Origin of the sequence: Robiginitalea aestuariiviva (assembly GCF_029537735.1) — a bacterium.
Lineage (GTDB): Bacteria > Bacteroidota > Bacteroidia > Flavobacteriales > Flavobacteriaceae > Robiginitalea > Robiginitalea aestuariiviva.
Genome location: NZ_JARPUQ010000001.1, coordinates 355,193 through 373,278 on the forward strand (window position 1 = coordinate 355,193; position 18,086 = coordinate 373,278).

Below are 18,086 nucleotides of genomic sequence, written 5' to 3' on the forward strand. Positions count from 1 at the left end.
TCGCTTTAGATGGATTAAACCAGGTAGAAAAAGGTGAATACGAAGACCCATACCAGGTCTACAAAGTGCCAGTAGAGCCCTACTTTCTCGACCATTTCATAATGCCCCCGGCGCTCGTAAGTACCCAGGATCACATTGAAGAAAATGATGATGTTGATCACCACCCCGGAGAACACGTGGAACCCGTGGAACCCGGTGATGAAGAAGAAGAAGTCTGCAAAGAGGCGGCTGCCGTATTCGTTGCGGATCAGGTTGGCGCCTTCCACCACCAGGCGGGCGTCCTTGATTTTTTCCAGGGTTTGCTCCCGGTTCAGGACCGTTTTATGCCCGTCTTCATTCAATTGCTCAGTGCGGATCAGGATGTTCGGGTTGGCGCGCAGACCTTCGGCCACTTCCTCCACAGAGTAGGTGGGCAGGCTGCCTTCGGACTCAAACCAAATCCCATTGCGGGATTCCTGACGCTCCCGGGTTTCGGGCAGAGTGGCCGCAAAATCGGCCAGGGCAGCGCGTTCGCCGGTATCTGCCTTCACAAATTGCAGGATACGGCCGCCACGGGTTTCCACCGCGCCGTAATCACCACGGATAAAGGTAGCCCATTCCCAGGCTTGGGACCCGACGAAGATAGCCCCTCCGATAATGGTGAGGAACATGTAGATAATCACCCGGTTTTTCATCATGCGGTGACCCGCATCCACAGCCAGTACCATGGTCACAGAAGACATGATCAGGATAAAGGTCATAAAGGCCACATAGTACATGGGGAAGTTCCCGTGGAAAAACGGGACGTGGGTGAATACCTCATCGGCAATCGGCCAGGTTTCGATGAATTTGAATCGGGAAAAGCCGTAAGAAGCGAGAAAGCCCGAGAAGGTAAGTGCATCGGAAACGATGAAAAACCACATCATCATTTTGCCGTAGCTGGCGCCGAGCGGGCGGTTTCCACCCCCCCAAACGCTGCCTTCCGTGCCGGTCGTTACCGTAGAATCCATAGATACGTTTTGGGTATTAAGAGAATTTTAGCAAAAATACATTTTTTTATCTGTTACAAAAGCCAAAATGCCATGCATTTAAAAGGCTTTGCCTACCGGTAAAAATTGAAAAAGAATACCAGGTAAAGCCAGAGCAGGTCCAGGAAATGCCAGAAGGTAATCCCGAGTTCCATCCCCAGCATACGCCCAGGGCCGTAACGCCCCCGCAGTTGTTTGTATACCACTACCAGCAGGGAAATGATTCCTGCAACCACGTGCAGAATGTGCACGGCGGCAATGAGAAAGACATAGGAAAGGGTGATGCTGCTGGTAGGGCCTGTAAAGTAATACCCGTAACTGATCATTTCCGAAAAGCCCATAAACTGGGATACGATAAAGGCAATTCCCAGCAATAGGGTAAGCCCCAGCAGGAGGCTGCCAGCCCTTTGTTGCCCGGTCCTGACGGCCCGCAACGCCAGCCAGTAGGTCAGGCTGCTGACCAGCAGGATGCCCGTACTCACCCAGAAGGCCCCGGGCAGGGTAAAGTCCTGCAACCAGTCTTCCCGGGTACTGCTCACAATATAGGCACTGGTCCAGCCCGCAAAGGTCATCAGCAGGCTCGCAATCCCGAACCACAACATCATCTTCCTTGCCCGGTCATGCCGGGTCTCTGTCGTCACTTCCATTTCCTTTTTGTTCATCCTATATATTTATCGGCAACATATACAATTTGCATCAGGCTGATGTAGGTTACGCTGCTCAGCATCAGGCTTCGGGCAGATTGCCGGTCCCGCCGCTCATAGAGCCGCAGGGCAAACCACAACATCACCAGGCCCATGGTAAAAATGAGCACGGCTGCAGGCACCGAGAGGGTGAGCCTGCCCGTAATCCCAAATACCGGTATTACTGAAATCACGATCATCCAGATGGTGTACATAATAATTTGTACAACCGTGCCTGTATCCTTTTTACCCGTGGGCAGCATTTTAAACCCGCCCCGGCGGTAGTCCTCGTCCAGCATCCAGCCCAGCGCCCAGAAATGCGGGAACTGCCAGAAGAACTGTATCATAAAAAGGGTGCCCGGTTCAATCCCGAATTGCCCGGTGGCTGCCACCCACCCCAGCATAAAAGGGATGGCCCCGGGAAAGGCCCCGGCAAAGACGGAGAGGGGTGTAATCGTTTTTAAGGGCGTATACACACAGGTATACAGGAATATAGACAATGCCCCGAATAAGGCGGTACGCGGGTTGAGCTGGTAGAGCAACACCACGCCGGCCAGGGTCATGGCCGAGGCGATCAGCAGGGCTGTTGCCACACTGATGCGGCCCGCCGGGATGGGGCGGTTTTTCGTGCGGTGCATCCGGGCGTCCAGGTCGCGCTCTATCACCTGGTTAAAGGCATTGGAAGCCCCTACCATGGCGTATCCGCCAAGGACCAGCAACAAGATGGGCTTCAGGGCAATACCCTGGGCTCCAAGCAGGTATCCGGCCACGGCAGAAAAGACCACGCTTACAGCCAGTTTGGCTTTAGTAAGGGTCTTAAAGTCTGCATAAACCAACTGTAACCTGCTGGCCTGAACAGTCCCTGCGGCGGATTTCATAGGCATTTCCTATCGGCCCGCAAAGATAAGGGTCAATTCCCTAATGTGCTAATTTGAAACGCTGTCGATTTGAAAATGAATGGCTGAGGCGGGCGTGTTTTGGTTGGGACTCGGAAATAGGGGGCCCACCCTCCCTCCCGGAGCTAAACTAACCCCCCGCCCTGCAACTTCCCAGCAGCCTGTTTCAAATCACAGCTTCTATTTCAGGACTATTGGTCCAGCACAAATTGGATAGGCACCGTATACCGCACCGCCACAGGGATGCCCTGCACCCGTGCCGGAAGCATCCGGGGCAGGCCGGAAATAATCCGTTCAGCTTCCGCCTCCAGCACCAGGGCCGGGCCGCGCAGTCGCAGCTGCCCCACCACCCCGCCCGGGTCAATCACAAATTCCACCATCACCCGTCCCTGCTGCCCGGTAGCCACTGCCGATTCCGGGTACCGGAAATTTTTGCGGATGTGGCGGGTAAGTTGCCGCTGAAAACAGGCCAGGCGCTCTTCTGGCCCCGTTTCCTCGCACCCGGGAAACACCGGCAATTCCTGAACACTTAAGACATGGTAAACGGCTGGCTCCGGATCGGATCCGGATGGAGTGGCAGCCGGCGAAAAGGGCCGGGGCAGAGATATCGGCGGGACAATATCCGGTGGGTTGGCAGCGGGGGTCTGTACCTCCAGCGGAAGTACCTGTATGGGTTTCGGACGGGGTGGGGCCTTAGGCCGGGGTGCCTGGGCCATTTCTTTAGGTGGCTCCTCCATGACAAAAAACACCGGTGCCTCCTCCAGGGATTCGGGGGGAGCCTGCCGGGGCGGCACCTCCGGCCAAACCCACTCCAGGGCGATATAAGAAATTAGCATGGCCAGGATCAGGCCAATCTGAAATCGGAGGACCCCGCTCCGGGGCAGGGACACCTCCGCTTTGGTTACACGGCGTTTGGAAGGGGTCTTGGAAGACGCAGTAGTTTTCATGATTCAAGGGTTTTAGGTTACCCTGAATCCGGCACAAAAAGCATTCCCCAGGCCTTTGCAAATACCTGCCAATGAGGGAACAGTCCCTTTGGGTGAGTCAACGAAAAACAAAAAGCCCGGCTTCAGGGCCGGGCTCTTGTTTATAAGTTGGAACCGATTATTGCAGCTTGAACATGATCGGGATACTGAAGGGTACGCGAACCGGGCGGCCGCGTTGTTTTCCCGGGGTCATCTTGGGCAGTTTTTCAATAATCCGCAGGGCTTCTGCCTCCAGGTTTTTATCCGGACCTCTCATTCGGATGTTCCCGATGCTCCCGTCCTTCTGGATGGTAAACATTACGGCAACCCGTCCCTGAATCCCCATTTCCTGGGCAATTTCGGGATAACGGAAGTTCTTCCGGATGTGCTTCTGCATCATTTCGTTGAAACACGCCTTTTTGTCGCTGGCGTTTTCACAGCCCGGGAAGACCGGTACATTTTCAATTACGGCAAAAGGCACCTCGATGTCTTCCTCGATTTCCTCCACCTCTACATCTTCGATCTCGATGATCTCTTCGTCCTGGCTGGTTTCGGTTGACTCGATAACGGTCTCTTCCACTTCCTCTTCATCCTCGACCACCTCGATTACTTCGGGGGCGGCAGGGGGCGGAGGGGGCGGAGGGGTTTTGATCTGTTCGGTCATCGGGACCTCTTCATCCAGCAGTTCCTCAACATCCATGGAGATGTCGTAATCATTCGCCTTGTCATAGGTTTTCCATTCCAGCGCCACGTAAACCAGCGCCATCACTACGGCCAGACCGAGCACGAAGTACAGGCTGCTGTTCTTCCTCAGGTCGGCTTTCGGACTCTTTTTCAGTTCCATGTTATCGATAATTTGATGCTTGCTAAAATAACCAATCTTTTATGAATTATGCAATTAATGCTTCCAATTTAGCCACCGCAATGCGTGAAACACCACTTTGGCTGAGGCAAGTCCCCCTGTTAAACCCAGGGTATTGGCCACTACATCCATGGCCTGGGCGGTACGCCCCATATGCATAACGGCCTGTAGTCCTTCAATACTCAGGCCATACAGGAACAGCACCCCAAAGGCCCACAAAGCGGCCTTTTTAAAAGGGATTCGGGCAGAAACCCGTTCCCAAAGGGCCAGCATGGCCAGCAGCATCGCCCCCGCATAAAAGATAAAATGGGCGCCCTTATCCCCGAAAGGCAGATACACGCCGTCCAGGTCTACCCCCTGGAGTGAAAGCAGGGAGGAAGCCGTAACCAGGGTCAGCCACAGGATAAAAAGAAAGGTAAACACCCATCTACGCACCTACCAGGGCCTTGTAGTCGTCGGCGCTGAGCAGGTCGTCCACTTCTGAAGCATCCGTCATCTTCAGGCGGATCATCCATCCTTCCCCGTATGGGTCGGAATTCACTTTTTCCGGTTCCTCCTCCAGGGCCTCGTTAAAAGCCACAATCTCCCCACTGAGTGGCAGGAACAGGTCGGAAACCGTCTTAACGGCCTCCACAGTGCCAAAAACCTCCTCGCGGTCCAGGGTTTCGTCCAGGGTATCTACCTCCACGTAGACAATGTCCCCCAGCTCGCCCTGGGCAAAATCGGTGATGCCGACAGTGGCGGTATCCCCTTCAATGCGGACCCATTCGTGGTCCTTGGTGTACTTGAGTTCGGATGGAATATTCATTCGGGTATCGGGATTAGTCAGTCCCGCAAATGTAACGTATTCGGCCCGGACACGCCAAACCCCCCAACGCAAAAATGATTGGGCTGCACAGCCGCCGTCCGGCTTCTTAGTTGCCGAAGTTATACCGCAGGGTAAACCCGGTATTGATCGTGGTCTGGGGGAAGGCGGTAGATACCGCAAACTGGGAAAAGGAGTGATCGTAGAAGAACAGGGCGTTCAGGTTCTTGCTCAGGGCGTAGTCCGCCGTGAATTTTACCGAGAACAGGTTCTGCCCGGAAGTAATCTGGTTGTTGTCAATATCCAGGTTGCGGATCAGGGTGATGTTATCCCTCAGGCTGAAGTCCGCCTTCAGGTTCAGGTCGCCCTTCAACCGGGTGCGTTCCCCTCCAATACGGGTTACGAACTGTACATCTTTGAAGCGGTAGCCCAGGCCCACGGTGTATTCCTTCCCGTTGATCTCGGTGAGCAGGTTATTGTCAAAACTCAGGGAGAGGGCGCGGTCCATACGTACCTCCGCCAGCACGCTCAGGGAATTCTGCATCTCGAAATCCACGCGTACCAGGGGGTTGAAGGCATCGGCCAGCACCACGTTGTTGATGACGTTCTCGGGCATCAGGTCCAGGGTCTCTGCTTCTATCGGACGGGTACCCTCCCGCAGCAACTGGTAGCGCTCCAGGTTGGTCTGGAAGCTGTTGATGGTATAGGCCGCCCGGTAGCTGTGGCTCAGGGAGAACCGCTTGAACTGTTTTTTAAACCACTTGTTCTTCATCAGGCCGGTGTACTTCAGGTTCCAGTTGGGAATGGGAATTTCCCGGAAGGCGTCCAGGTTTACCCGGTTCACATCCTGCCCGGTGTAGGCCGCAAAGAATGCCGGCAACAACACCTCCTGGTGGGTCTTGCCGTAACGGATCGGGAAGCCATCGGCATCCACGCCCTCATCGGCCCCGCTGCGGTCCGACAGCAGCCGCTGAGCTATGGTCAGGCGGTTGGCCTTGAAGGTCTCGAAGGTCTCCGAATTGAATTCGTCGCTACGGCTCAGGGCCGTACCCAGCATCATGGTCGAAATACTGAAGTTGCCGTAGGTATTGGGGGCCTGGGGGATGTACTCCCCGGCGGTAATATCAAAATTCTCCTGCAGGGTTTCGGCATACTGGCGGTCAGCAATCAGGTCTATGGTAAGCTCCGGCACAGGCTGGGCCGTGGCGGTGAGGTTCAGCTGCTGGTTGGTGCGCCGCACAAACTGCTCATTGAATTCGTTAAAGGTGGTGATCCACCCGTTACGGGCTGCCAGGTAACGGATATCGGACTGGCTGCCGAATACAAAGCCCAGGGTGGGGCGGGTGGTCCCGATAAACCCGATGGACTGGGTATAGCCAGGCAGGACCGAGCCGCTGTTTTCACTGTAATTGATGTTCACCCGCTTCACCATGGTCAGGAAATCCACCAGTGCATTAACTCCCTTGCCGGATTTGCCGCTGCCTGCGGTATTCCCGCCCCGGGTATTTCCGCCTTTATCGGTACGTGGGGGTGCAATACCGGTGGTGGGTTTCCCGCTGCGCCGCTTCAGGCCCAGGCGGTCGTAAAGGCGCTGCATACTCAGGGCAGCAGTGAGGGTATGGGTGCCGGCGTTCTGCACGGTGTTAATGGTGGGCAATACCTGTTGGTCGTCCGGGATGCCCGGGTTCTGCGCCTTGGCCACGGCCAGGTTCAGGGCGTCCCCGCCCCGCTGCCATTCAAAATTGCTGGTGTAGGTATACTGGGCATTCACAAAATCCAGGAGGGGGATCTTGGACAGCGGCAACTCGTAGTTGAGGGTCATCTGCTGGCTGTGGCGGTTGGGTTCCCCGATGTTGAAGAAGCCATCCCAGAGGGTCCGGTCCTGCACGATGGTCGAGAAGGGGTTACCCAACTCCTCGTAATAATTCCGGATTATGTTGTTGTTGGACCCGGTCAGCTGCACCCGCAGGGCCTGGGTAAGGGCGTAATTCAGGTTGTACTGCCAGTTGAACTGGTAGTTCCGCTGTTGCAGCAGGGGCAGCTCCAGGGCATCCACCCCGGGTTCCAGCACGTCCCGGAAGCGCTGCTGGTTAAATTGCCGGTTAATGTTGGACTGAAGCGAAATGCTGGTGGGCAGCAGGTTGATGTTGAAATCCTTCAGCCACTTCAGGTAACTGCCCCGCAACAGGGAATCGTTTTTGGCAAAGGGCGCCAGGGGGGCCGGTTTGAAATTGTGGTTGTATACCACCCCGGCCTGCACGTTCTGGTCCCTCAGGCTGGCCACCTCAAAATCCCGGTGGTTGGTCTCATTATAGGAGTAGTTGAAGGTGAAGTTCTCCACGTCGAAGAAATTGGCCTCGGCTTCCTCTCCCCGGTTCTTCCGCACCCCGATGAAGTTGACGCTGGTGCGCCGGGTGTAATCTTCCGCCTGCTCCCGGATCTCATCGGCCTCCTGGGTGCTGGCGGCCGCATCAATGCGGTCCTGCAGCCTGAGATCGTCGTATACCGGGTCGAATTCCGGGGTGATCAGCTGTTCGGAAATCCCGTAGTTGAAGGGCAATTGCAGCTTCCAGTTCTTGGGGAACAGCATCCCGAGTTCCACGTTGGTCACCACATCGTAGGAAATCGCATCTTCCCGGGCCCGCTCGTTGGGCATCTGGTCAATGGCCCCGAAACCGGAGGTGCTGGTGCTGGCCGTGGCAGAAACATTGGCAAAGTCCGCCATGTTTGCATCCAGGGCAGCCACCGCGGCCCACCCGCCCTGGTTGTCCAGGCCGGCAAGGCGCAATTCGTTAAACCAGACTTCGGAGCGCAAGGGGATGTTGTCGATGTTCTTGACCCCCACCATCATGCTGCGGATGCTCCCCAGGGATGGGTTCCCCCGCAACCCGATGCGTATCTGCCCGGGCTGGCGGGGTGCAAATTCAGCTACCTCCACGGCCTGCCCGTCCACCACCTCGTAATAGGTGGTCTGCCCCAGGGTTTGGTTGGCTATGCCCTGGGATTTTACCTTGTTCAGGTCGTCCAGGGCAATTTCCAGTTCATTTACGGCCGGCCAGACCTGCTCCGGCGTGGCTGCGCTAAACGGGGTGTACTCCAGGGGGACTTCGATCTGGTAATAGTTTTCTGAAAAGTCCGTCCCGATCCTCAAAAAGCCCACCAGGGACTGCCCGTCCTGGTAGGGATCGGATTCCACAATTTTTTCGGCGTGCATAAACATGCGGATGCGCTCGTACTGCCGCATATCCATATTCACGTTCTTGAATACGCCACGGGAATCCTGGGGCTCCAGGTTTTCCACCACGAAAGAGAGGGACTGCTCGTTCTGGCGCACAATGGTGTTGTTGTTGTTCAGCTGCTCGCGGAACACCCCCGGGGGCAGCACATAGGGAATGGGGAGGCGGGCATTGTTCTCCTCGATGTTCACTGCATTCACATCTACCAGGGTGCCGTCGTCCGCCGGGTTGTCGTTACCGGTCTGCAAGGTTTTGGTATAGGTACGCCAGTCGCCGCGTACCAGGTCCAGGGTGGCAAAGCGCAGCACCACGGGGTCCGAAAAGCCGGTGAGGTACATCCGCATAAAGCTTACGGAGCGAAAATCCGTAATCCCGCCTATGGCATCGGTGAAATCGCTGAGCGGGATCTTGTACTGGATCCAGCGCCGGTTCAGCTGGGCCCCGTTAGGCAGGTTTGGGGTCACCCCCTCCTTGATGTCGGTTACATAGCGGTCATCCACCGAAATCCCGGGGCGGATCGGGATGCGGTATTCAAAATAGCTGTTTACCGTGTTCATGGTGAGATCGCGGTCTACGTCTTCCACGTCCGGCAGGGTGGTGCTGCCGCGGTCCGTATTGGTCACACTCACGGGGGAGTTCCCCTGGGGGTTGTTGAAATCCCGGTACCGCTGCAGGATGTCGCCATCCCGGTTCAGGTAATAGGTGTAGTTGTCCAGGGCCGGGTCTTCTGCCGGGCCATTATACCCCTGGGCGGCTTCGGCCGTATCGTCCAGGCCGTCAAACCCAAGGTCCTGCAAGCTGCGGTTGGCCTCGTTGGCATCAAAGGCATATACCAGAGCCTGGGTAGCGGGCACGGTCCCCCAGGGGGTGTCCGTGGTCAGGTCGTTGGAACCCTGCCCGGGCAGGCCGTTTTCGTATTGTTTGCGGCCATCCGCCAGCACATCTTCGCTGATGTTCCCCAAATTAATAACCAGCTCGCCGGGCCCGGTGGCCTGTCCGTCCACATAAGGGTCCAGCACCCAGAACTGGATGAATTCCACGTTGGATTGCTCAAAGTTGGTACTGGTGAGCGGGCGCATGATCCCGGCCCAGCGGTCCGTGACAGGCTCGGCGTCAAAGTTTGGGTTGGCGTTATAAGGCCCCTTCTGGTTGGGGTAATACACCATGTCCAGGGTGTTTTGCACCGTGGTCTGCCCCTGGGCGATATCGATACGCGGAAAGACCTCATCGATGAAAATGCGCCGGGTGGCGTTCAGGGAAATATCGTTGTCCGTTACCCCGGATGGGCGCTGGTTGGTGTAGAAGATCGGGTCGATGGTGTACCAGGCCATCTTGGCGCGTTCGTAACCGGTCTGCAGGTCGTCTTCCCCCTCGTCCAGGAATTCCAGGGGGGTACTGGCCAGGGTCCACCCCAGGGAGGAGCGGATGTCGATCAGGGCCTGGGCCCCTTCAAAATCGTCCAGGTAGGAGGTGGTTTCGCCCCGGAAATCGGCATTCTTAGGGGAGCCCGGGCTCAGGACGGCCACCTCCCCCCTCAGGGAAACATTGGAGGGTACGTCCGTGTCCACATTGGGCAGGGCATTGGCCAGACGGGTCAAAAAGGGCACTTCGGTGGAAAAAATCCCGTTCAGGCCAAAGATGGTATTGTTTACAGGCTCCACCCCGAAATTGGCTTTCTGGGTGAGCGGGCGTTCGTTCAGGTTCAGCAGGGTACCGCCCAGGATAAACTTATCGCTGATCCGGTGCTCCACGTTCACCCCGGAAAACCGGCGGGTCTGCTGCCCGAATACGGCGTTGTTCTCTACCGAGATGTTGATGGGGGTATTGGAAGCCTGCAGGCTGGGGTCCAGGATCTGCACCGTCCCGGCCTGGTAATTCACCGTGTAATCGATCCCCTCCTGCAGGGTGCGGCCCCCGGCCGTAACCCGCACAGACCCGCGGGGTACGTTAAAGGCCCCTATGGGGATGCCGTTCCCGGTTTCGGATTTGTAGCGCCCTTTCAGGCGGAAGCGGTTCTTTTCGGCATCTTCCAGGGAAGCGGCCTTAGTCTGGGTATAGAGGTTGCGGAAAACGTACTTCTGCTGGTTCACATTATATCCCTGGTCGTCAGCCACGTCGTAGGTCCCCCCGCCCATCAGGTCAAAAAGGAATTCCCCGAACGGCTCTACTTTGGGAAAGATAATGAGTCCGTTCTGGGTGTTTACGGTAATGCCCGGCACAAAATCAAAAAAGCCGTCCCCGCCCGGCTGCACATCGTTGTATACATTCAGTCGGTCCAGGTTAAAAACATCCAGCAGGATGCGTTCCTGCAGCAGTTTGGGGGTGTTTGGCCAGCCCGTGTTGGGGTCTACCGGGGAGATGTAGTTCCGTGGGGTAGGGTCGGAATAGAGGATGTTCAGCTTAAAATCTTCCTGGCTCAGCTGGAAGGCCCCCGTAGCGTAGATGTTCTTCATCATCAGGTCCCAGATGGGATCCGTAACGTTGGTGATGTTGCTTTTGAGCAGCTTCAGCACCAGGGCGTTGTTGTTGATCTCTACCTGGGCCCCGGGGCTCACGGTGGTGGCATCCAGCCCGCCGTTGGCAAACTCCCCTACCTGATAGACCTGCCCGTTGTAGGTGTACTGGAAGGCCACGGCCAAAACCTCGTCGTTGCTCAGGCGCTGGTTCAGGGAAATGTAGCCCAGTTGGGTGTTCAGGGTGTAATCCCGGGAAGGTTCCAGCTTGCGGGCGTTTTCCAGGATGGCATAGTCAAAGCCCTGGTTGGCCGCATAGCCCCCGGGAATCTGGAAACCGTTGTCCACCGTTGCAATGTCGCGGATGGCCTGGGTAAGTACGCCCCCGTTGCCGATCAGGTTAGGGTCGTAGTCGTTGGCCCCGTTGCGCGGCAGGTTGCCGGCCGCCGCAGACGGGTTAAAAAAGCCGGCCGGGTCTCCCCCCACCCGTCCGATGCGGGTTTGATCCGGGATGGCTTCCCCCAGATCCTGGATCCCCACCAGGTTGCGCACATTTGTAGTAATCTGACCTCGGTTGGTCACCCAGACCTCCAGGCGGGTGATCTGTACCTGGCTGCGGATGTAGGGGTAATCCGCCAGGGCCTGATCGTACTGGTCGCGGAAAAACTGGGCCAGGAAAAAGTGGCGGTCTTCGTCGTAGTCCAGGGCCGTAAGCTCAAATTCGTTCAGGGTGCCCCCGCCCTGGGCCACCACGGTGTTGTTCTGGGAACGCTGCTCGGAAAAGACGGCCGTAACGGTGGTACGGCCAAATTGCAATTGGGTCTTCACCCCAAAGAGGCTCTGGGCCCCGGAGATCAGGGAACTGTTCAGGGGCATGTTCACGTTCCCCACCTCAATCTTGCGGATGATGTCGTCTTCCGTGGGGGTATAGTCCAGTTTAATCAGGTTCTGGAAGTCGAAGGTAGCCTCGGTGTCGTATTGGGCCGTGACCTGCAGGCGCTCGCCAATGCGCCCCAGCAAACTCAGGCTGATGCGCTGGTCAAAATCGAAGGCCAGGTTGGTGCGGTTGCGGGGGGAAAGGGCCGGGTTGTCGTTCTTTTGCCAGATCACCCCCAGGTCCATGGCCACGGACCCCTGGGGTACCACCTCAATGGTATTGCCTCCAAAGAGGGTTTCAAAGAAATTGTTATTGACGTAAAAGTTGGGCAGCAGGTTCTTGCGGGCTTCTTCGCTCCCGGCTTTCTTACCGGAAAAAGCGTCGATCTTCTGCTTGAAGTAGGCCTTCATGTCCTGTTTGCGGACCAGCTCCAGGTATTGCTCCGGCGTCAGGATAATGGGGTATGAAATATCGTAGTCCCCCACGGTCTCGGTGTAGATATACCGGTCCAACTGGGGGTCGTAGGTGTATTTGGAGAGGATGCTCGGGGGGTTTTCGAGCTCGATGCGGCCCAGGGACGCCCCGGTGCGAACCGTATCCGCCTCCGTTTCGGTATCCTGTGCCCGGGTGGCCCAGACGGCCCCCAGCAGGAAGGTGAGGAGGAAAAACGGTTTACAGTAAGCAGTGTAAAATGCTGAAGCCCCTGTTTTCAAACTTTTTACAGATTTTTAAGCGCGGTTTTGATAATGCCCTCCACGCTCAGGTCCGGGTCCTGTTTTAACGCCTTGTCCACCACCTTTTCGGCAGGCTTCCTGGCGAACCCGAGAACCTCTAAAGCTGATAACGCTTCTTCTCTGTGAGTATTGTCTGTTTTCAGGGAAACTTCGTCTGTGTCGTAAATTTTCAGAACCTTGTCCTTAAGGTCCAGAATAACGCGCTGGGCGGTCTTGGAACCAATCCCTTTTACGGACTGTATGGCCCCCGCATTTCCGGAGGCAATGGCATCGCGTACCTGGGCCGGCGTCATAGAAGACAACATGGTACGCGCTGTACTGGCCCCTACCCCGCTCACGGAGATCAGCAGCCGGAATATTTCCCGTTCCTGGGGGGTGCTGAACCCGAAAAGCGTATGGGCGTCTTCCCGCACCTGCAAATGGGTATATATTCGAAGCTGCTCCCCTTCGGGAAGGGTGCCATAGGTGTTCAGGGAAATATGGACCAGGTAACCCACGCCGGCGCATTCCACCACCAGGTGGGTCGGGTATTTTTCAAGGAGCCTGCCGTTTAATTGGTCAATCATTGGTTAGGTTGGTTTAGGCCACAGGCCGGAATCTAGGATTTGCTGTTGCGGCGCTTCTGACGTTCCTGGGCGTCAATCACGGCCACGGCCGTCATATTGACCATCTCCTCTACGCTGGCGCCCATCTGCAGGATGTGTACCGCCCGGCGCAGCCCCAGCATAATGGGCCCGATGGTATCCGAGGCCTGTAGCTCCTTGATAAGCTTGTAGGTAATGTTGGCAGATTCCAGGTTCGGGAAGATCAGGGTATTAACCTGCTTGCCTGCCAGCTTGGAAAAGGGGAACTGACTCTGGTGCAACTTGCTGTTCAGGGCAAAATCCGTCTGGATTTCCCCATCTACCACCAGGTCTGGGTTTTGTTCGTGCAAAATTCGGATGGCTTCCCGCACCTTCACGGCCCTGGGGTGGCTGGACGACCCAAAGTTCGCATAGGACAGCAGGGCCATCACCGGGTCGAAATTAAAGGCCTTGGCCAGGTTAGCCGTCATCCGGGTAATCTCGGCCAGCTCTTCGGCACTGGGGTCGATATTGATGGAGGTGTCCGCCAGAAACAGCGGCCCCCGGGAAGTGATCATGATGTGTACCGTAGCGGCCCGGGTTACCCCGGTAGCCCGCCCGATGACCTCAAAAATGGGCTTCACCACCGTACTATAGGCCCGGGAATACCCGGTAATCATCCCGTCTGCATCCCCTTCGCGCACCATCATGGACCCGAAATAATTCCGCTCCCGCATCTTACTTCGGGCATTGTACAGGGTACATCCCTTGCGCCGGCGCATTTCCCAGTATTTCCGGGCATAGCGCTCCCGCTTCTCCTGGGAGGCCTCCTCGTACTGGTCAATGATGGGAACATCCGCGTCAAACTCCAGTTCCTGTTTCAGGGACTCAATGGTTTTGCGGTTCCCCAGCAGGATGGGGTGGGCAATGCCTTCTTCAAAAGCGATCTGCGCCGCCTTAAGCACATCCAGCTGGTCGGCTTCGGCATAGACGATGGTCTTGGGCTGTGCCTTGGCCCGGTTCATCATCAGGCGCATCACCTTTTTGGTATCCCCGGAGCGCTGCAGCAGCTCTTCCCGGTAGCGGTCCCAATCCTGAATAGGCGCCTTGGCTACCCCGCTCTCCATGGCTGCCCGGGCTACGGCCGGGGGTACCTCCGCAATCAGGCGGGGGTCGAAGGGTTTGGGAATGATATACTCATCCCCGAAAGTCAGGCGGGTTTCCCCATAGGCGATATTGACCTGTTCCGGCACGGGCTGTTTGGCCAGGTCTGCCAGGGCCTTTACGGCAGCCATCTTCATGGCCTCATTGATCTTGGTGGCGCGAACGTCCAGGGCGCCCCGGAAGATGTACGGGAACCCAAGCACGTTGTTCACCTGGTTGGGGTGGTCGGAGCGGCCGGTGGCCATAATCAGGTCGTCCCGGGTTTCCAGGGCCAGATCATAGGCAATCTCCGGGTTGGGGTTGGCCATCGCAAAGACAATAGGCCGGGGGTTCATGCTTCGCAACATCTCCGGGCTCAGAATGTCTGCAATGGACAGGCCGATAAAGACATCCGAATCCTTTACGGCCTCTTCCAGGGTATCGATCTTCCGATCCGTGGCAAATTCCTTTTTCTCCGGACTCAGGTTGTCCCGGTCGTTGCGGATTACCCCTTTGCTGTCCAGCATCACCATGTTTTCCGGGCGCACCCCAAAGGCGCGGTACAAGCGGCTGCAGGAAATGGCAGCAGCCCCAGCCCCGCTGATCACTACCCGCACCTCTTCGGCTTTTTTCCCGGCCAGCTCCAAGGCATTCAACAAGGCCGCTGCAGAAATAATCGCAGTTCCGTGTTGGTCGTCGTGCATCACCGGGATGTCCAGCTCCTCTTTCAGGCGGCGTTCGATTTCGAAGGCTTCAGGCGCCTTGATGTCTTCCAGGTTTATGCCCCCAAAGGTGGGCGAGAGGATCTTAACGGTCTCCACAAACTTGTCCACATCCTTCGTGTCGAGCTCAATGTCGATCCCGTCGATGTCGGCAAAGATTTTAAAGAGCAGGCTCTTGCCTTCCATGACCGGCTTGGAAGCCTCCGGGCCAATATCCCCCAACCCCAGTACCGCGGTACCGTTCGAAATCACGGCCACCAGGTTGCCTTTTGCCGTGTACCGGTATACCTGCTCCTTGTCCTTTTCGATCTCCAGGCAGGGCTCGGCCACCCCGGGCGAATAGGCCAGGGCCAGGTCGCGCTGGGTGGAATAGGGTTTTGTAGGGACAATCTCTATTTTTCCGGGGGTAGGCTTGGCGTGGTAAATCAGCGCTTCCCGCCGTTTTTTCTCCTTGCTCATATCAGGTGCGTTGTTTCACAAAGGTACGGGTGCAAATCGAATTTTTAGAATGGGCGGCACCTCTTATTTTCAGGCGGCTTCCCTATGAGTCTGAAGCCTGGAATTTGCCAGGAGCAGTACCAGGCAGAGGCTGCTGGGGTATTGCAGGTTCAGGGGGTATCTTGTCGCTGGGGGGCGGGAAGGGGGGAACCCGCAGGCTCCTCCACCCCACTCTATTTCCATCAAAATCTTAGCCTTCCACCTCTGCCTTGGCCTTGGCAACATTCAGCCGCAGGGCCAGCAGGCCCGAAATGGCAAAGAAAGTTCCCGCAAACAACATGGCGTTTACAGAACTCTCCCCCAGTAGGTTTTTAAAGATGGGGCCAAAGGAAACGGTTTCAATCCCCATGGGGATTACGATCATCATATTGAGGATACCCATATACACCCCGCGCCGCTCCTGGGGCACAATTTTGGACACCATACTGTAAGGGATGCCCATCATGGCCGCCCAGCCGATCCCAAACAACACCATGGGGAATAACACATAAGTCGGGTCTGAAATCTGCGGAATGGCAAACAGGGCAAAGGCCGTACCCAAAAGGCTCAGGGCATAAACCCGTTTGCTGCCAAAGCGCATGGTCAATGGCACCAAAATCAGGGCCACCACTGTGGTAACCACATTATAGGTCGTACTCATTTTGGCCGCTTGTGCCGTGGCTTCCGAGGTATCGAAACCCAGGGTAGACCGGAATAGGGGGGTTATGAATTGCCAGTACACAAACAGCGCATACCACTGGAAGAAATACACCCCGGCCAGCTTCCACATAAACTTGGGCATCTCCCGAACCGCCTCGGCAATCTCCATGAAAGGGATTTTTACCCGCTGGCCAAAGGGCAGGGCGCGGTGCTTGTTAATTACATCCATTTCCTCCGGGCTGGGCGGTATTTCGGGGGTTTTTACCACCGACCACAAAATGGTTGAGAGGGAAAGGAAGGAACCTATAAAAAAGGAGTAATACAACCACTTGGGCACCTGACCGGTAATTTCCTCCCCGCCCCCAAACCAATCCTGAAACAGGAAAAGGGAGGCATTGGCCAACAGGATGCCGGCACCCACAAACAGGCTCTGCATCTGGTATCCCAGGTTCATCTGCCGGTCCGGCAATTTGTCGCCCACAAAGGCGCGGTACGGCTCCATGGCCATGTTGTTACCCACATCCAGAATCCACAACAGGCCCACGGCAAACCAGAGGGCCGGGCTCAGGGGGAACAAAAAGAGACAGATACTCCCCAACAGGGCGCCAATCAGGAAGAATGGCTTCCTCCGGCCCCAGCGCGGAGACCAGGTCCGGTCCGAAATGGCCCCGATAATAGGTTGTACGATCAGGCCGGTTACCGGCCCGGCAATGTTTAGGATGGGCAGGATTTCTTCCTTGGCACCCAAGAACAGAAAGATGGGGTTAATGGCGCTTTGCTGTAGCCCGAAACTGTATTGGATTCCCAGAAAGCCAACATTCATGTTGAATATTTGCCAAAAACTCAGCTGGGGCTTCGGAATTTTCATCTTTTCACAAGGTTAGGGGGTTCGCTCTGAAGGCTGAATATAGTGTTTTCATCTTTGGCCCGGGCCGGCATGTGGATAAATTCTCCCCATGCGGCCCAACGAAATCGTTTTCGTTTCAAGGATCAGTGCGAACCCTATTCCTTTTCGGGGTCAGCTTGCAGAAAACGGATATTCCGTTTCAGGCCTTCAAACTTGGTCCGCTTAACCGCAGATTTTTGAAAAACCTTCCCAAAGACACTTTCGGTAATGTCCTGCCAGTCTTCGGGCTGCATCTGCAAAAGGTCCGGGTGGGGCTCAAAGGCGGGTTCCCGGTGGGGTTTGGCAAAGCGGTTCCAGGGGCAGACGTCCTGGCAGATGTCGCAGCCAAAAATCCAATCGTCCCAGGCGCCCTTAAAGGCGTCCGGGATCTCATTTTTCAATTCGATGGTGAAATAGGAGATGCAGCGGCTGCCATCTACCACATAGGGCTGCACAATGGCCTGGGTGGGGCAGGCATCCAGGCAGGCTGTGCAACTGCCGCAATGGTCTGTTACCGGCCCGTCGTAGGCCAGGTCCAGGTCTACAATGAGTTCGGCGATAAAGTAAAAGGAGCCCGTCTTTTGGGTGAGCAGGTTGCTGTGTTTACCTATCCAGCCCAGCCCGCTTCGCGCGGCCCAGGCCTTATCCAGCACCGGGGCCGAATCCACAAAGGCGCGACCACCCACCTCCCCGATTTCCGTTTCGATAAAATGGTGGAGCTCCCGCAATTTGGCTTTGATCACGTGGTGGTAATCTGCCCCGTAGGCGTACTTGGAAACTTTGTAGGTGCCTTCCGGCTGGGTGGCCTCCGGGTAGTAATTGAGCAGGAGGGAAATCACCGAGCGGGCCCCAGGCACCAGTTTACGCGGGTCCAGGCGTTTGTCGAAATGATTTTCCATATAGGCCATCTCCCCGTGCATCCCCTGCCGGAGCCAACGTTCCAGGCGGGGCGCTTCCTCCTCCAGGAATTCGGCCCTGGAAATCCCACAAGCCATAAAGCCGAGGCGCTGGGCTTCGGCTTTGATCATTTGGCTGTATCGGGAAAGGTCCATAGGACCAAATTACGCTATTCGCCAGGAATACGAAATGTTCAGGACCCGGGGGGCGGCTGGTATGC

At 56.4% G+C, this 18,086-nt stretch carries 12 protein-coding genes; all 12 read right to left on the minus strand.

From position 1 onward, the window contains the following. Window positions 1-14: 14 nt before the first annotated feature. Window positions 15-989, minus strand: coding sequence for a cytochrome c oxidase subunit 3 (locus tag OZ410_RS01645; protein WP_277706168.1), 975 nt, complete (start codon window positions 987-989; stop codon window positions 15-17). A gap of 92 nt (window positions 990-1,081) precedes the next feature. Beyond that, a complete protein-coding gene (locus OZ410_RS01650) occupies window positions 1,082-1,669 on the minus strand; it encodes a cytochrome c oxidase subunit 3 (protein ID WP_420917739.1) in 588 nt (195 codons plus the stop codon). Continuing rightward, on the minus strand, window positions 1,666-2,568 hold the full coding sequence (gene cyoE / locus OZ410_RS01655; protein ID WP_277706169.1) for a heme o synthase: 903 nt from the start codon (window positions 2,566-2,568) through the stop codon (window positions 1,666-1,668). The genes OZ410_RS01650 and cyoE overlap by 4 nt, the downstream gene beginning before the upstream one ends. 209 nt (window positions 2,569-2,777) lie before the next feature. Next, window positions 2,778-3,533, minus strand: coding sequence for an energy transducer TonB (locus tag OZ410_RS01660; RefSeq protein ID WP_277706170.1), 756 nt, complete (start codon window positions 3,531-3,533; stop codon window positions 2,778-2,780). Between the two features lie 157 nt (window positions 3,534-3,690). Then, window positions 3,691-4,395, minus strand: coding sequence for an energy transducer TonB (locus OZ410_RS01665; RefSeq protein WP_277706171.1), 705 nt, complete (start codon window positions 4,393-4,395; stop codon window positions 3,691-3,693). A gap of 54 nt (window positions 4,396-4,449) precedes the next feature. Further along, complete coding sequence (locus tag OZ410_RS01670) at window positions 4,450-4,848, minus strand: VanZ family protein (protein WP_277706172.1); 399 nt, start codon at window positions 4,846-4,848, stop codon at window positions 4,450-4,452. Then, entirely contained in the window at window positions 4,841-5,221 is a 381-nt protein-coding gene (gene gcvH / locus OZ410_RS01675) for a glycine cleavage system protein GcvH (RefSeq protein ID WP_277706173.1), read from the minus strand. The genes OZ410_RS01670 and gcvH overlap by 8 nt, the downstream gene beginning before the upstream one ends. A gap of 106 nt (window positions 5,222-5,327) precedes the next feature. Beyond that, window positions 5,328-12,497, minus strand: a complete 7,170-nt coding sequence (sov, locus tag OZ410_RS01680) for a T9SS outer membrane translocon Sov/SprA (protein WP_277706174.1) — start codon at window positions 12,495-12,497, stop codon at window positions 5,328-5,330. A 5-nt stretch (window positions 12,498-12,502) separates the two neighbouring features. After that, complete coding sequence (gene ruvA / locus OZ410_RS01685; protein WP_277706175.1) at window positions 12,503-13,084, minus strand: Holliday junction branch migration protein RuvA; 582 nt, start codon at window positions 13,082-13,084, stop codon at window positions 12,503-12,505. Between the two features lie 32 nt (window positions 13,085-13,116). Next, a complete protein-coding gene (locus tag OZ410_RS01690; protein WP_277706176.1) occupies window positions 13,117-15,405 on the minus strand; it encodes an NADP-dependent malic enzyme in 2,289 nt (762 codons plus the stop codon). Window positions 15,406-15,634: 229 nt separating this feature from the next. Further along, window positions 15,635-16,951 (minus strand): MFS transporter, encoded by a 1,317-nt coding sequence (locus tag OZ410_RS01695; protein WP_277706177.1) that lies wholly within the window; start codon window positions 16,949-16,951, stop codon window positions 15,635-15,637. 134 nt (window positions 16,952-17,085) lie between these two features. Beyond that, on the minus strand, window positions 17,086-18,021 hold the full coding sequence (gene queG, locus OZ410_RS01700; protein WP_277706178.1) for a tRNA epoxyqueuosine(34) reductase QueG: 936 nt from the start codon (window positions 18,019-18,021) through the stop codon (window positions 17,086-17,088). Window positions 18,022-18,086 lie beyond the last annotated feature (65 nt).

Bases quoted from the DNA above. Each gene is read 5' to 3' on its own strand.
- OZ410_RS01645 (WP_277706168.1), bottom strand. From the start codon at position 989: ATGGATTCTACGGTAACGACCGGCACGGAAGGCAGCGTTTGGGGGGGT.
- OZ410_RS01650 (WP_420917739.1), bottom strand. From the start codon at position 1,669: ATGAACAAAAAGGAAATGGAAGTGACGACAGAGACCCGGCATGACCGG.
- cyoE (WP_277706169.1), bottom strand. From the start codon at position 2,568: ATGAAATCCGCCGCAGGGACTGTTCAGGCCAGCAGGTTACAGTTGGTT.
- OZ410_RS01660 (WP_277706170.1), bottom strand. From the start codon at position 3,533: ATGAAAACTACTGCGTCTTCCAAGACCCCTTCCAAACGCCGTGTAACC.
- OZ410_RS01665 (WP_277706171.1), bottom strand. From the start codon at position 4,395: ATGGAACTGAAAAAGAGTCCGAAAGCCGACCTGAGGAAGAACAGCAGC.
- gcvH (WP_277706173.1), bottom strand. From the start codon at position 5,221: ATGAATATTCCATCCGAACTCAAGTACACCAAGGACCACGAATGGGTC.
- ruvA (WP_277706175.1), bottom strand. From the start codon at position 13,084: ATGATTGACCAATTAAACGGCAGGCTCCTTGAAAAATACCCGACCCAC.
- OZ410_RS01690 (WP_277706176.1), bottom strand. From the start codon at position 15,405: ATGAGCAAGGAGAAAAAACGGCGGGAAGCGCTGATTTACCACGCCAAG.
- OZ410_RS01695 (WP_277706177.1), bottom strand. From the start codon at position 16,951: ATGAAAATTCCGAAGCCCCAGCTGAGTTTTTGGCAAATATTCAACATG.
- queG (WP_277706178.1), bottom strand. From the start codon at position 18,021: ATGGACCTTTCCCGATACAGCCAAATGATCAAAGCCGAAGCCCAGCGC.